The organism is Pseudomonas sp. BF-B-15, assembly GCF_019946675.1.
In the GTDB taxonomy this organism is placed as follows: Bacteria; Pseudomonadota; Gammaproteobacteria; order Pseudomonadales; family Pseudomonadaceae; genus Aquipseudomonas; species Aquipseudomonas migulae.
The window spans coordinates 22504-35047 of the sequence record NZ_JAGYFZ010000014.1; the positions used below are offsets into that span (position 1 = coordinate 22504).

A 12544-nucleotide genomic window follows, 5' to 3' on the forward strand; every position below is an offset into this window, starting at 1 on the left:
CATGTTCGATGCGCTTTTACGTCAGCAGCTTGGCCCGATCATTGAGCGTCTGGCCGAGATGGAGGCCGAACTTGAAGACGTGCACCGGCGCACAGACAGCCTGTGTCGTATCGGCGTGTGCCAGGAAGTTGATGCGGCCAGCAATACCTGCCGGGTCAGCCACTCAGGATTGCTGACGCCCGCCATCCGTTTTTTCAACCCCAGCGCCGGGGCGCAAAGCGAGTCGCGGATCCCCTCGGTCGGCGAGCAATGCCTGTTGCTGAACCATGGCGGCGGCGAGGGCGGCGCTCAATCCGTGGCGTTGTTCGGGCTTAACGGTAATCGGTTTCCACCCGCCTCGACCCAGGCTTCGCTGACGCGTCGCCTTTATCTGGACGGTACGGAAAGCGGTTACGACGACGCCCTTCATGCCTTGCACTGGAAGAACGGCCCGGCGGCGTTCAATGGCTCTCGCGAAGCGCTCGAGTTGAATCTCGGGCCGGCGAGACTTGCGATCACGCCTGAGGCCATCGAACTGCAACTGGGCGCGGTCGGCTTGCGACTCGACGCTTCCGGTGTGCACCTGAGCGGCCCGGTGGTGGATCACCAGGGACGCGTCATCAGTACCGCATAAAGAGTTTCCCATGATCGGAATCGAAAGAAACACCGGGGCGGCGGTCGATGACTGGCCGCAGTTTGTACAGCGCGCAACCCGAGCGCTGACCACGCCGTTGGGTACCCGGCAGAAGCGTCCTTTGTATGGCTCGCTGATCCCGGAACTGCTGGGCCGCAACCTCGGCGACGACTTGCTGATGCTTGCCCAGAGCCACGCGGCACAAGCGTTCTACAACCCGCAGAACGGCATCGATGATTTCCAGCCGCAGGTCATTGTGGCCAGCCGGCAAGGCGCCGGGTTGGTCCTGCGATTCGCCGGCACCTGGCAAAACCGCAAACAGACCTTCGAGGTGGTGACATGAGCATGTTGATACCCGGCCAGAACCAGTTGGCCGAACCTTCGATCGTCACCGTCGAAGCGTTCGAGGATTTGCTCGCCGAATTCAAGACGTTTGTCGTCGAGTACGTTGGCGCCCGCGCTCCCGAGTCTGCGGCAAAGATCAAGGTCAGCCTCGAAAACGAAAGCGAGTTGCTGACCCTGGCCCTTGAGGCCTTTTGTGTGCGCCTGCAAATCCACGAACGCAAATACAACGCCCGCATCAAGCAGATGCTGGCCTGGTGGGCGACTGGCAGCAACCTCGATGCCCGCCTCGCGGACATGGGGCTTGAGCGTCAGTTGCTGGACCCTGGCGACCCGGCGGCATTCCCGCCGATTGCGCCCGTGTACGAAAGCGACGACGACGCCCGGTTGCGTTATTACCTGGCGCCACACGCACCGGCTGCCGGTTCACGCATGCAATATCGCCGCGAGGTCTTCACCCTCGGCGAGCGTCCTGTGGTGAAGGTGGACACTCATGCCCCGGGCGAGGTGACGGTCACGTACACCTTCGACCCGGACGGCTACGCGGCGCAGGTCAAGGACGGCAATGGACGCCGCACCGCGCCCGGTGAGGTGATGGTCACGGTGCTGGCACGGGAGGGCGATGGCACCGCGTCCGATGAACTGCTCGACGGCGTGCGCCGGCACTTCGCCCGGCCTGACGTCCGACCGGAAACGGATCGGGTCACGGTGCAAAGCGCCCATATCAAAAACTACAAAATCCGCGTCGTCGCCCGAATCAACGCCGGCCCTGATTCGGGGTTGACCAAGGTTGCCGCGCAACAGCAACTGCAAGCGTATGCCCAGAGCTGTCATCGACTGGAAGGGCGGATCGATCCGAGCTGGATCGACTACACGCTGCATAGTGCCGGCGCGGTTCAACTGGACATTCTCGAACCGGTCGAGCCGATTGTGACGACGGCGTTTGAAGCGCCTTACTGCACCGGGGTCGAGGTCGAGGTGCTCACGCTATGAGTGACCAGACGCCGCGCCCGAGCCTGTTGCCAGCCAACAGCTCACCGTTGGAAAAAGCCCTCGATATCGGCTTCGGTGCATTGCTTGACCGCATCGCGCCGCCGTTCCCCGAGCTGATGAACCCGACCTCGACGCCTCAGGTATTTCTGCCTTATCTCGCAGCGGATCGTGGTGTCAGCGAATGGAGCACCGAGGCCGCCGAGGCGGAAAAGCGTTTGACCGTTGAACTGGCCTGGCCCACCGCACGGCAGGCCGGGACACGCCAGGCCCTGGAAAACGCCGCGAAAGGATTGCGGCTAATGCCTGAGGTGCGTGCCTGGTACGAGCAGACACCGCCGGGCGCGCCCTACAGCTTTTCCGTCAGGGCATTTACCGAGCAACCCTACAGCGAAGAAATCGACGCTCGTCTCGACCGGCGTCTGGCGGACGCCAAAAGCGAGCGCGACGTTCTGTCGGTGTCCGTCGGCTTGAGCGCATTCGGCAGTCACGTCATTGGCGCGGCGACGGTGTGCGGCGAACTCACCACGGTTTATCCGATTGTCATCGAAGGGCTCGAAGCCTCGGGGCAGGCCTTCATGGCCGCCGGGCTCTACGCCGTTGAAACATCCACTATTTATCCTCAGGGGTCCTAAATGGCCGACTATTACACCCTGCTTACCAATGCGGGGATCGCCTACGAAACTGCCTGCAAGGCGGCAGGCGTGCCGATCAAACTGTCGCAGATTTCGGTCGGTGACGGCGGCGGCGCGGTTTACAACCCGGCGGCAACCGCCACGGCGCTTAAACGAGAAGTGTGGCGCGGGCCACTGAATGCCCTGTTCCAGGACGAGAAGAACCCGAGCTGGCTGCTCGCCGAAGTGACCATTCCGCCAGAAGAGGGCGGTTGGTATGTGCGTGAAGCCGGGCTCTGGACCGACACTGGCATCCTCTACGCCATCGTCAAATACCCGGAGTCGTTCAAACCGGTGCTGGCGACCTCGGGATCGGGCAAAGAGTTCTACATTCGCTCGATTTTCGAGACCAGCAACGCGTCGCTCGTGACGCTGTTGATCGACGACACCGTGGTCAAGGCGACGCGGGCGTGGGTGATGGGTTATCTCGCCGACGAACTGGCGAAGCTCGATGGCAAGCAATCCGTTCGCGTGGCCACCACGGAAAACATCGTGCTCAGTGGCGCGCAGCAAATCGATGGCGTCGCGGTGCTGTCCGGGCAGCGCGTGCTGGTGACGGCGCAAACGCTGGCGAAGGATAACGGCCTTTATGTGGCGGCCAACGGCGCCTGGGTGCGGGCGACGGATGCCAATGCCAGCGCCAAGGTAACGCCGGGCCTGACGGTGATGGTCGAGGAGGGCGCGGCGAATGGTGATTCGCTTTGGCACCTGGTGACGAACGGGCCGATCACGCTGGGGACTACGGCGCTGAGCTTTGAAATGCTGGCCGGTAGAACGGGGATTCAGGCAGGGACTTACAAGAGTCTGACGGTCGATAAGTACGGCCGCGCTATTGCGGGTGCTAATCCGGAAACGCTGGCTGGTTTTGGGATCAAGGACACTTACACCAAGCCTGAAATCGAAGCGCTGATTGCACAGGCTTCGGCACTACCCGTCGGGGCTGTTGTTGCCTTTCCAAAGACCGCAGTGCCAGCGGGCTTCCTTGAAATTGATGGCAGTGTGCAGAGCATCGCGACTTACCCGGATTTGTTCGCGTACCTGGGGACTTCGTTCAATCAGGGCAATGAAGGTACGGGCAATTTTCGTCTTCCCGAATCGCGCGGCGAGTTCCTGCGTGGTTGGGACCATGGTCGCGGGGTGGATGCTGGTCGGTCAATCGGTAGTTGGCAAAAAGGGACATTTCATAGTGTTGGTGCCGGGCCGATTGCTGACGTAATTGCGGACTATGACAATACGAGTGCTGCGCCAGGAGCTTCATTGGCGCACAAAAATTTTGGTCTGGATGATTGCCTGTTGTCGGACTACCCGACAGCAATGATGTCTGTCCAAAATCCGACAGCGATCGTTACCCCGACCAGAAACGATGCTAGCTATGGAGTCACTCGTCCACGCAACTTGGCGGTGATGTGGTGCATCAAGGCCTGGAACGCCCCAATCAACCAGGGGCAGGTTGACGTCGGTGAACTGGTCAAGGAAGTGCAAAAGCTGAAAGCCGCCGTTCCAGTGGGCGCGCTTGTGCCGTTCCCATCGGGCACCGTTCCTCCCGGCTACCTTGAGGCGGATAACAGCCTTTTTGTGGATTCTGTTTATCCCGAGCTGGCTGCGTATCTGGACAAAAAATATAACGTGGCAGGAGATCCCGTCGGATCTACCCGACTGCCTGAGACTCGCGGCGAGTTCCTGCGAGGCTGGGATCATGGACGCGGAATAGATTCCGGTCGCGCTATCGGCAGTTGGCAGAAAGGCACGATGGGGGTTGCTGACACTACAGGTTCCGCAGACGGACTCGTAATGGCCGGCCTAGGCGGTGTTGCTGCTTCTCCGATTTCAACTTATGGGCTTGATTCAATTGCAGTATCAGATTATCCATCGCAAGTTGTTGTGACCGGGTCTGGTGTAGTCACAGGCGCGCTGACCGGTGTTTTTGCGGGTTCTACAAGACCTCGCAACCTGGCGGTGATGTGGTGCATCAAAGCTTGGAACGCCCCGGTCAATCAGGGAACCATCGACGTGGCGGGCCTGGCGGCACAAGTGGGAGGCCTGGAAGCCAGACCACGCGGCGTAGGTGATGGCCAGACCTGGCAGAACGTCACCGCCAGTCGCGTGAGTGGCACCGTCTACACCAACACCACCGGTCGACCGATTCAGGTTCAAGTGGCAATCCAGTCCGGCTCGGTCACAGCCACCTGTGGTGGTGTAACTCTCACGACCACAGGCTTTCACGCCGCCTTCGTTGTCCCGGTCGGAACCACTTATTCCGTGACCCTCTCAAGCCCTGTCAATGCTGTCTGGTCGGAGCTGCGCCCATGAAGTATTTCCACAATCCACAGACCGGTAACGTCAATGCTTATGAAGATGACGCTCCCGCGCACTTTATCTCTGCCGGGTTGGTGCCTATGTCTGATGAAGAGGTTCAGGCGTACATCCAGAGCGCAACAGCGCCCACGACCACGAAAGCGGACGATGAGCGAAAGTGGCGCGATGCCGAACTGGTTTCGCTGATGTGGTTACGTGAGCGTCATCGCGATCAGCGTGAAATCGGAGGGCATACCACGCTGACCGCAGAGCAGTTCGGTGAGTTGCTCGTGTACATCCAGGCACTGCGCGACTGGCCTCAATCACCGGACTTCCCCGATACCCAGCATCGTTCGGTCGCTCCGTCCTGGATCGCCGAACACACCCAATAAACGCCCCGCACCGCCGGGGCGTTTTCTTATCCGCAACACAAACACACACAACACCCGACAGCCCCTTACCCAAGGGGCTTTTTCGTTTATGGAGAAACAGAAATGGCAGAACGCCAAACGTACACCGTGCTCCTCCCATTCCCTACCGGGGGTGGCCACTGGTCGAGCATCGGCCAGGAACTGCAACTGCTCGATGTGGAGGCCAGTGCGCTACGCAGCGCTGGTCGTCTGGAGCTGAAAAAAGCCGAGGCTGCCGATTCGGCCTCTACATCCACCGCAGCGAAAAAAGCTGCTGCCAAGAAGGCTGAATAACCATGGCTGAGGTTTTGAACTTCGAGCACAACGGCATTACCGTCAATGCCACCGAATCCCCCGAGGCCATGGGTGGCCTGGGTGACAACGTCATCGGTCTGATCGGCACCGCGCCGAAGGCGGACCCGTTGATTCCACGCAATGCGCCGTTCCGCATCAACAGCTTCACCACCCAGGCGCTGCTCGATCCGACCGGCACCGAGGCAGGCACGCTGTATCACGCGGTCTTCCAGATCCTGAAAGTGGTCAAGGTGCCGGTCTACGTGGTCATCGTCGAAGAAGGCGCGACCCCGGCGGACACGCTGAACAACGTCATCGGCGGTGTCGATCCGCTGACCGGCCGCAAGCTCGGCCTCGCGGCACTGGGCAGCGTGCCCGAGGACCTGACCATCATCGGCGCGCCGGGCTTCACCAGCACCAAAGCCGTGGCCGGTGAGTTCGCGTCTTTCGGCAAGCGCATCAAGGCCCGTGTGGTGCTCGACGGCAAGGATGCCGCGGTCGCCGACCAGGTGACTTACAGCCAGGAACTGGGCGGCGCGGAACTGGGTTTCGACCGCTGCCTGCTGGTGCACAACATGCCATCGGTGTACTCCAAGGCAGCGAAGAAAAACGTGTTCCTGTCGCCGTCGAGCCTGGCCATCGCGGCCCTGGCCAAGGTCAAGCAATGGGAGAGCCCGGGCAATCAGGTGACCTTTGCCGAGGACGTTTCGCGCGTCGTGGAATACAACATTCTCGACAAATCCACCGAAGGCGATCTGCTCAACCGCTACGGCGTCAGCTACTACGCCCGCACCATCCTCGGCGGCTTCTCGCTGCTGGGTAACCGTTCCATCACCGGCAAGTTCATCAGCTACGTCGGCCTGGAAGATGCGATCAGCCGCAAGCTGGTCAAGGCCGGCCAGAAAGCCATGGCCAAGAACCTCACCAAGTCGTTCATGGACCAGGAGGTCAAGCGCATCAACGACTGGCTGCAAACCCTGGTCGCCGACGAAACCATCCCCGGCGGCAGCGTGTACCTGCACCCGGAATTGAACAGCGTCGAGAAGTACAAGAACGGCACCTGGTACGTGGTCATCGACTACGGCCGCTACGCGCCGAACGAACACATGGTTTATCAACTCAATGCCCGCGATGAAATCATCGAGCAGTTCCTGGAGGACGTTCTCTAATGTTTACCAACCGCGTAAGACAGGCCATCGCGGCCACCCTGCAAGGTCTGCCGTTGTCGGCCACCGTGGAAGAGTTCACCCCGCCGAAGATCGAATTCGATATGGAAGCGATGGCGGGCGGGCGCTTCATCGCCGAAGAAATGATCAAGAGCGGCAAAGTGCTGGGCGCGACCCTCATTTTGCAAGGCGTCGGCGCCGAAGTGATGCTCTCCCTCGGCGTGAAGCTGGGCGACGACATTTTGTTGAACGTCCGTGAAGCCGGTCAGGATCAGGATGGCAACACCTGGTTCACCTACCACACCGTCGGCGGCAAGCTCAAATCGCTGACCGAGGCCAAGCTGAAGATGGGCGAAAAACCCCTCACCACACTTGAGCTGTCCTGCCGCACCTACAACCGCCTGGAAAACGGCATCCCGGTGATCGACATCGACGTGCGCACGCAGAAGTTCGTGCTCAACGGCGTCGACATTCTCGGCGACGCCCGTCGCGCGGTGCTGATCCCTTAAGTCGCACTGCGAGCACCGAACTGTGGGAGCGAGCCTGCTCGCGATTGCATTGTGTCAGTCGACATCACTTTTGAATGTGAACCCGCTATCGCCGGCAAGCCGGTCTCGCTCCCACAAGGAGCATTGCTCAATCCCTTTTCATGATTCATCAAGGAATTCATCACATGTCCTGGACGCCTCCCGTTCACGCCTTGTTGTCGCCGATCACCGCCGACGATCAGTCGGAGATCGAACAGATTCAACTCAAACCGTTGTACTACGCCGCACAGAAAGAGGCCCTTGCCCGTGCCGGCGATGATGAGGACGATCAGTTCTTCGAGCTGGCGCTGCTGGCCACCGGTTTGTCGGTCAAGGAACTCGATCAACTCAAACGCCCGGACTACGTGAGCATCGCGCAGTACGTGCATGAGATGTCGACCTTGCCGACGTCGCATTTCCTTGAACAAGCGGACGAGGGTGAACAACCGTCGGCCGATCCCGACGAAGTGAGCTTGCTGCAACCGCTCACCGTGGCGGGTCGAACCCTGACCACGCTGACCCTGGAAATGCCGGTGCTGCGTGCGACCAAGGCGATGAAAAAACTCAAGACCGCCAAGGAACGCGCCGAATTCATCACGGCCCATTGCACCGGCCTGATGCTGCCCGATCTGGCCAGTTTGACCGTGCCTGACTGGACGCAATTGCAGGTGCGAATCGACGATTTTTTAAACAAACCGGCGGCCTTCTTTCGGAGCGCGACATCGAAGTAATCCTCGATGTGGTGCCGCTCATTTATCCGATAAGTGAAGCGGACATTCTGGAATGGGACGTCGGCAAGGCCTTGCGCCGCTACGACATTGCGATCAATCGCCTTGGCGTCAAACAGGAGTAGAGGGGGATGGCAGACAGTCAATATTCACTGGCCAGTGTGACGGCCAATAGCGTTGGATCGCTAACAGTGGGCGCCGGCGTGGCAACTCTCGGATTGGCAGGTTTAATGGCCCCATTGGCGCAGCTCAACCAGGCACTGAACACAGTCAGCCTGGACATCCGATTACTGACCGCGGGGCAGAACAAGCTGGGTGAAGTGTTGATGTCGCTGACAGCGCTATTGTCTTCCACACGATCTGTACTCAAGTGGGGCGCAGAGGAGCCTGTCACGGACAGCGAGGCACAATCCAGTCTCCCTGGCATCGCGGCGAATGACGTGACCCACCACTTGGGCACCGTAAGCCTGAATGTCAGTGCAGCTGACTTCCGTGGGATTGTTCCCGGTAGCGGCGAGGCCGGAGGGGCCGCGGGCACGACGCCGAAACAAATCGCAACGGCGAGCCCGCGCGACAACAGCGCAGCCGATCATCTGAAGTCCGATAACGCGCCTGTTGCGACTTCGAACCTCGAAGGCAACGTCGCGAAAGCGCAATCCGCCCAAGACACGGGGACCCCTTCGAAAACCGGCAGCGATGCCTTGAGTGCAAGTTTCAGCAGATTGGGCCGCGCAGTGACTCCGGACATTTCCGGTCCGCTGACGTCGCTTTCCGTTCAAGTCGACAAGCTCGGTACGTTTGCCGAGAACAATTCCACGCTTTCCACCGTGTTGGCAGGCGCTGCGGTTACGTTGGGTTCTATCGCCTCTGTCGTGGGCGCTGCCGTTGCAACCGAAGCGCTGACCAACGTTGCCAAAAAAATTATCAAACGTGGTGCGCCGAAAATCCCGTTCGGCTTGGGCAAGCTGATCAGCGAGGACAATCGCGACGTCGATCAGGCCAAAAAAGATCCACCCCCGGAAAAACAAACGAAAGACAGTCTTGGGTACACAGGGGATCAGGCGCGTAAGCAATCCCGGGACGCCAAACGAGGCAAGGCCGGGGGGCGCAGCAGTGCCAAGGATCAATCGCCAATCGAGGTCACTGTGCAGCCTCGGACCGTCAGGCCTGTAATTGCCGAGGCTCAAAGTCTGGTGTCGTTCTCGGGCTCCGGGCAGGCCAGCCCGTTGCTCGGCAAAGTGGCCAAGGTCGGCACGTTGCTCCCTAAAAAAGCACCAAGGCGGAACGTACTCGGCGCCGGGGTCGATCTCGCGCAAGGTGTCGCCAATGGTGATACCAAAGCCATCGCTTCCTCCGCCGGGATGATGGCCGGTTCTTATGTTGGCGCCGCGCTAGGCACCCTGATATTGCCAGGCGTGGGCACGGCCATCGGAGGTTTTCTCGGCGGTATCACCGGATCCTGGCTGGGGGAAAAACTGGCCACACCTTCCGATCAGCTCGGTGCTCCTGATCAGGTCAGTAAAGAACTGACCAGCGCGCCGACACAAAACCAGCAGATCAATTACTCACCGTCGATTCAGGTCACCTGCACCGGTGGGGAGAGCTCCGAGCACATCCGGACGATCGTGGCGCAGCAGCTGCAAACGCAGTTCCACGGCGAGTTTGTTCCACTGATGTCCACCAACGCCCTCGCCACCCGACGTGGTGCGGCCCTGACCGATGGAGGCAGGTAATGCGCCAGCAAATGATCCTGGGCAGTTTCATTTTCGGCCTGTCCCGCAACTTCGCCTACCACAACATCGTGCACACATCGGACGGTGGCTGGGTGGAACTGGACATTGTGACCGGCAAGCCGAAATCCAGTCAGACCGGGCAGAAAGCCCAAACGATGAAGATTACAGGGACGTCGATGTACGCGGTGGCCATGGAGCGGCTCGATGAACTGCGCACGTTGCAGGAGCAGCGCAGGCCGGTGCCGTTGGTGGATGGCATCGGACGCAACTGGGGGCTTTGGCGAATCAACACGGTGACGGAAACCCAAAGCGTGATCATCGATGACGGCACGGCGATGGTCGTCGGTTGGGCAATAGACCTGTCGGAGTTCATCCATGCGTAGAGTTCGAAGTGTGGCCGGTGATTCGGTGAACCTGCTGCTGTACCGCGAACTGGGTCGCTGTGACGACGCCGTCGAAGAGGCACTGTGGCGGCTCAACCCCACGCTGGCAGAACAGGGGGCGGTATTACCTGCGGGTATCTGGGTAGTCCTGCCGGAAATTGACTCACAACCTGTGGTGACCACGCCGGTTTCCGCGTGGGATTAAGGAGGTTTCATGGCATTGGGTTTTACGCCAGAGGTAGAGATTTATGGGGCTAATAAGGACTTGATCAACAAGCGCCTGATCAGTTGGGAGCACATTGATGCCGCCGGTACCGAGTCCGATCAATTGACATTGACGCTCGATCTGGAAGGGCTTGAGGGGCTGCCGATCCTGGGCGGCAAGATTGGCCTGAAGGTCGGTTACGCGGAGTCCAGTCTGGTGGATAAGGGCCAGTTCACGGTGTCTCGCCTGACGCCGACGTTGTTCCCGCTGCGCTTGACGCTGGTGGCAACCGCAGCGCCGTTCAGTGCCGATGACAAGACCGGCTTCCTGCAGCGTCGATCGGCCAGTCATGGGCCGACCACCCTGGGTGCGCTGTTTCGCGAGATCGCTGAGCGGCATGGTTTTTCGCCACGGGTGGCACCCCAACTGGCACTGAAAAAAATCGACCACATCGATCAGTCCAACGAAAGTGACATGGCGTTTTTGACTCGCCTCGCCGGCATATACAAGGCCATCGCCAAACCGATGAATGAGCTGTATGTGCTGGCGCTCCCAAGTCAGACCAAGTCACTGTCGGGCAAGGTGTTGCCCCAGGTGAAACTGTCGGTGACCACCAACAATCGACCCGGCGATCGCGCCTTCATTTCCGCCACGCTCGATGACACCGTCCGGGCGAAAAACCAGGGCTGCAAGACGAGTTGGTGGGACGCGGCAGCGGGGGTGATGCGGGTGATTGAAACCGGTAGCCCGCCGTTCAAGGTCATCGGTCGGCTCTGCCAGAATGAAACGGAGGCCAGGGACGTCGGTGAGGGAGAAGTACGCAAATTGCTGCGTGAAAAGCTCAAGGTGAAAATCAGCTGTCCGGGCAATCCGGCGTTGTCCGCCGAGGGTGTCTTGTTGCTCGACCAGTCCTGGCCGGATTTCCTGCGCGGGTACTGGTCGATCGAAAAGGTCATTGCCAGCGGTGACAAATATCAAAGCTATCGCTGCATGATCGAGGCGAAGTGTCCGGATGCCACGTAGTAACGCAATCAAATGCACTGGCGCCGGTCTGGCGGATCAATGGCGAACGGAACATCACTCATGCCGCTTACTGTCCTGCAATTACAGCAAATACTTCCCAACGCCCGCAGCCAAGCGGGCGTTTTCATTTCTGCTCTCAATAGCGCCATGGATGGCCATGACATCAACACGCCCAAACGCAGCGCCGCTTTCCTTGCGCAAGTCGGTCACGAATCCGGGCAGTTGCACTATGTGCGCGAACTCGGCGGTGATCAGTATTTGAGCAAGTACGACACCGGCACCCTGGCCGCTCGTTTGGGTAATACTCCCGCGCTCGATGGCGACGGGCAAAAATATCGTGGGCGTGGACTCATCCAGGTCACTGGCCGTCATAACTACCGACAATGCAGCCTGGGGTTATTCGGCGACGAGCGATTATTGGCCTCGCCGGAGCTGCTCGAACAACCGCAATGGGCCGCCGAATCCGCCGCCTGGTTCTGGGGGCAAAACGGCCTCAACGAGCTGGCTGATCGTGACCAGTTCAACAGCATCACCCGCCGGATCAACGGGGGGTTGAACGGGTTGCAGGATCGTTTGCAACTCTGGGCGCGGGCGAGGGCGGTGTTATGCCAGCCTTCGGTTTGATCCCGGGGTCGTGGCGGGTGGTTGGCGTTGTTGTGTTGCTGGCTGTATTGGCTGGTGGCTCGGCAACGCTGGCCTGGCGATTTCAGGATGGGCGTTATGGGCGGCAACTGGCGGAACAGGCCAGGGCGCACGCCGAGATGCTCAACCAACTGACCCTGGCGGCCGCCACTCGACAACAGACCGAGCAGGATAAACGGCTGGCGCTGGAACAGCGGCTATCGGCCAGCGAACACACCCATTACCGAGCGCTGAGCGATGCCCAACGTGATCAAGGTCGCTTGCGCGATCGTCTTGCCACTGCTGATGTGCGGCTGTCAGTCCTCCTCGATGCCCATGACGCTGCCTCAGCCTGTGCAGTGCCAACCGCCGCCAGCACCGGCAGCGTGGATCATGGCGCCGTTCGAGCCCGACTTGACCCGGCGCATGCTCAACGAATTATCGCCATCACCGACGCCGGCGACCGTGCACTGATTGCGTTGCAGGCCTGTCAGGCCTATATCAGGGCGCTCGGTCGCTAACATTTTGATCGATCCTGTA

16 protein-coding genes are annotated in these 12544 nt (G+C 60.1%); all 16 read left to right on the plus strand.

Annotated elements, in window-relative coordinates; genetic code table 11:
• The first annotated feature begins 1 nt into the window (after window position 1).
• The 16 genes from KGA97_RS06855 to KGA97_RS06930 all read left to right on the plus strand — a co-directional run bounded on the left by KGA97_RS06855 (window position 2) and on the right by KGA97_RS06930 (window position 12525).
• Entirely contained in the window at window positions 2-613 is a 612-nt protein-coding gene (locus KGA97_RS06855) for a phage baseplate assembly protein V (protein WP_223435436.1), read from the plus strand.
• Window positions 614-623: 10 nt separating this feature from the next.
• A complete protein-coding gene (locus KGA97_RS06860; protein WP_008029983.1) occupies window positions 624-956 on the plus strand; it encodes a hypothetical protein in 333 nt (110 codons plus the stop codon).
• Complete coding sequence (locus tag KGA97_RS06865) at window positions 953-1948, plus strand: baseplate J/gp47 family protein (RefSeq protein ID WP_223480449.1); 996 nt, start codon at window positions 953-955, stop codon at window positions 1946-1948. Before KGA97_RS06860 ends, KGA97_RS06865 begins: the two co-directional genes overlap by 4 nt.
• On the plus strand, window positions 1945-2580 hold the full coding sequence (locus KGA97_RS06870) for a phage tail protein I (RefSeq protein ID WP_223480450.1): 636 nt from the start codon (window positions 1945-1947) through the stop codon (window positions 2578-2580). The genes KGA97_RS06865 and KGA97_RS06870 overlap by 4 nt, the downstream gene beginning before the upstream one ends.
• On the plus strand, window positions 2581-4929 hold the full coding sequence (locus tag KGA97_RS06875; protein WP_223480451.1) for a phage tail protein: 2349 nt from the start codon (window positions 2581-2583) through the stop codon (window positions 4927-4929).
• Window positions 4926-5306: a phage tail assembly chaperone gene (locus KGA97_RS06880; protein WP_223480452.1), complete on the plus strand. Its 381-nt coding sequence runs from the start codon at window positions 4926-4928 to the stop codon at window positions 5304-5306. Before KGA97_RS06875 ends, KGA97_RS06880 begins: the two co-directional genes overlap by 4 nt.
• A 102-nt stretch (window positions 5307-5408) precedes the next feature.
• Window positions 5409-5618 carry a hypothetical protein gene (locus tag KGA97_RS06885; protein WP_008039310.1) on the plus strand — a complete coding sequence of 70 codons (210 nt, stop codon included), beginning with the start codon at window positions 5409-5411 and terminating at the stop codon, window positions 5616-5618.
• 2 nt (window positions 5619-5620) lie between these two features.
• Window positions 5621-6787 (plus strand): hypothetical protein, encoded by a 1167-nt coding sequence (locus tag KGA97_RS06890; protein ID WP_008029994.1) that lies wholly within the window; start codon window positions 5621-5623, stop codon window positions 6785-6787.
• Complete coding sequence (locus KGA97_RS06895) at window positions 6787-7293, plus strand: phage major tail tube protein (RefSeq protein ID WP_008039308.1); 507 nt, start codon at window positions 6787-6789, stop codon at window positions 7291-7293. The genes KGA97_RS06890 and KGA97_RS06895 overlap by 1 nt, the downstream gene beginning before the upstream one ends.
• A gap of 164 nt (window positions 7294-7457) precedes the next feature.
• Window positions 7458-8042 (plus strand): phage tail assembly protein, encoded by a 585-nt coding sequence (locus KGA97_RS06900; protein ID WP_223480453.1) that lies wholly within the window; start codon window positions 7458-7460, stop codon window positions 8040-8042.
• Window positions 8043-8170: 128 nt separating this feature from the next.
• A complete protein-coding gene (locus KGA97_RS06905; RefSeq protein WP_223480454.1) occupies window positions 8171-9772 on the plus strand; it encodes a glycine zipper domain-containing protein in 1602 nt (533 codons plus the stop codon).
• A complete protein-coding gene (locus KGA97_RS06910) occupies window positions 9772-10155 on the plus strand; it encodes a phage tail protein (protein WP_192228512.1) in 384 nt (127 codons plus the stop codon). Before KGA97_RS06905 ends, KGA97_RS06910 begins: the two co-directional genes overlap by 1 nt.
• Entirely contained in the window at window positions 10148-10360 is a 213-nt protein-coding gene (locus tag KGA97_RS06915; protein ID WP_008030003.1) for a tail protein X, read from the plus strand. The genes KGA97_RS06910 and KGA97_RS06915 overlap by 8 nt, the downstream gene beginning before the upstream one ends.
• 9 nt (window positions 10361-10369) lie before the next feature.
• Window positions 10370-11383, plus strand: a complete 1014-nt coding sequence (locus tag KGA97_RS06920) for a phage late control D family protein (RefSeq protein ID WP_223480455.1) — start codon at window positions 10370-10372, stop codon at window positions 11381-11383.
• A gap of 60 nt (window positions 11384-11443) precedes the next feature.
• Window positions 11444-12007, plus strand: a complete 564-nt coding sequence (locus tag KGA97_RS06925; protein WP_207285795.1) for a glycoside hydrolase family 19 protein — start codon at window positions 11444-11446, stop codon at window positions 12005-12007.
• Window positions 11989-12525: a lysis system i-spanin subunit Rz gene (locus tag KGA97_RS06930; protein ID WP_223453218.1), complete on the plus strand. Its 537-nt coding sequence runs from the start codon at window positions 11989-11991 to the stop codon at window positions 12523-12525. Before KGA97_RS06925 ends, KGA97_RS06930 begins: the two co-directional genes overlap by 19 nt.
• Window positions 12526-12544: the final 19 nt, after the last annotated feature.

Bases quoted from the DNA above. Each gene is read 5' to 3' on its own strand.
- KGA97_RS06855 (WP_223435436.1), top strand. From the start codon at position 2: ATGTTCGATGCGCTTTTACGTCAGCAGCTTGGCCCGATCATTGAGCGT.
- KGA97_RS06860 (WP_008029983.1), top strand. From the start codon at position 624: ATGATCGGAATCGAAAGAAACACCGGGGCGGCGGTCGATGACTGGCCG.
- KGA97_RS06865 (WP_223480449.1), top strand. From the start codon at position 953: ATGAGCATGTTGATACCCGGCCAGAACCAGTTGGCCGAACCTTCGATC.
- KGA97_RS06870 (WP_223480450.1), top strand. From the start codon at position 1,945: ATGAGTGACCAGACGCCGCGCCCGAGCCTGTTGCCAGCCAACAGCTCA.
- KGA97_RS06875 (WP_223480451.1), top strand. From the start codon at position 2,581: ATGGCCGACTATTACACCCTGCTTACCAATGCGGGGATCGCCTACGAA.
- KGA97_RS06880 (WP_223480452.1), top strand. From the start codon at position 4,926: ATGAAGTATTTCCACAATCCACAGACCGGTAACGTCAATGCTTATGAA.
- KGA97_RS06885 (WP_008039310.1), top strand. From the start codon at position 5,409: ATGGCAGAACGCCAAACGTACACCGTGCTCCTCCCATTCCCTACCGGG.
- KGA97_RS06890 (WP_008029994.1), top strand. From the start codon at position 5,621: ATGGCTGAGGTTTTGAACTTCGAGCACAACGGCATTACCGTCAATGCC.
- KGA97_RS06895 (WP_008039308.1), top strand. From the start codon at position 6,787: ATGTTTACCAACCGCGTAAGACAGGCCATCGCGGCCACCCTGCAAGGT.
- KGA97_RS06900 (WP_223480453.1), top strand. From the start codon at position 7,458: ATGTCCTGGACGCCTCCCGTTCACGCCTTGTTGTCGCCGATCACCGCC.
- KGA97_RS06905 (WP_223480454.1), top strand. From the start codon at position 8,171: ATGGCAGACAGTCAATATTCACTGGCCAGTGTGACGGCCAATAGCGTT.
- KGA97_RS06910 (WP_192228512.1), top strand. From the start codon at position 9,772: ATGCGCCAGCAAATGATCCTGGGCAGTTTCATTTTCGGCCTGTCCCGC.
- KGA97_RS06915 (WP_008030003.1), top strand. From the start codon at position 10,148: ATGCGTAGAGTTCGAAGTGTGGCCGGTGATTCGGTGAACCTGCTGCTG.
- KGA97_RS06920 (WP_223480455.1), top strand. From the start codon at position 10,370: ATGGCATTGGGTTTTACGCCAGAGGTAGAGATTTATGGGGCTAATAAG.
- KGA97_RS06925 (WP_207285795.1), top strand. From the start codon at position 11,444: ATGCCGCTTACTGTCCTGCAATTACAGCAAATACTTCCCAACGCCCGC.
- KGA97_RS06930 (WP_223453218.1), top strand. From the start codon at position 11,989: ATGCCAGCCTTCGGTTTGATCCCGGGGTCGTGGCGGGTGGTTGGCGTT.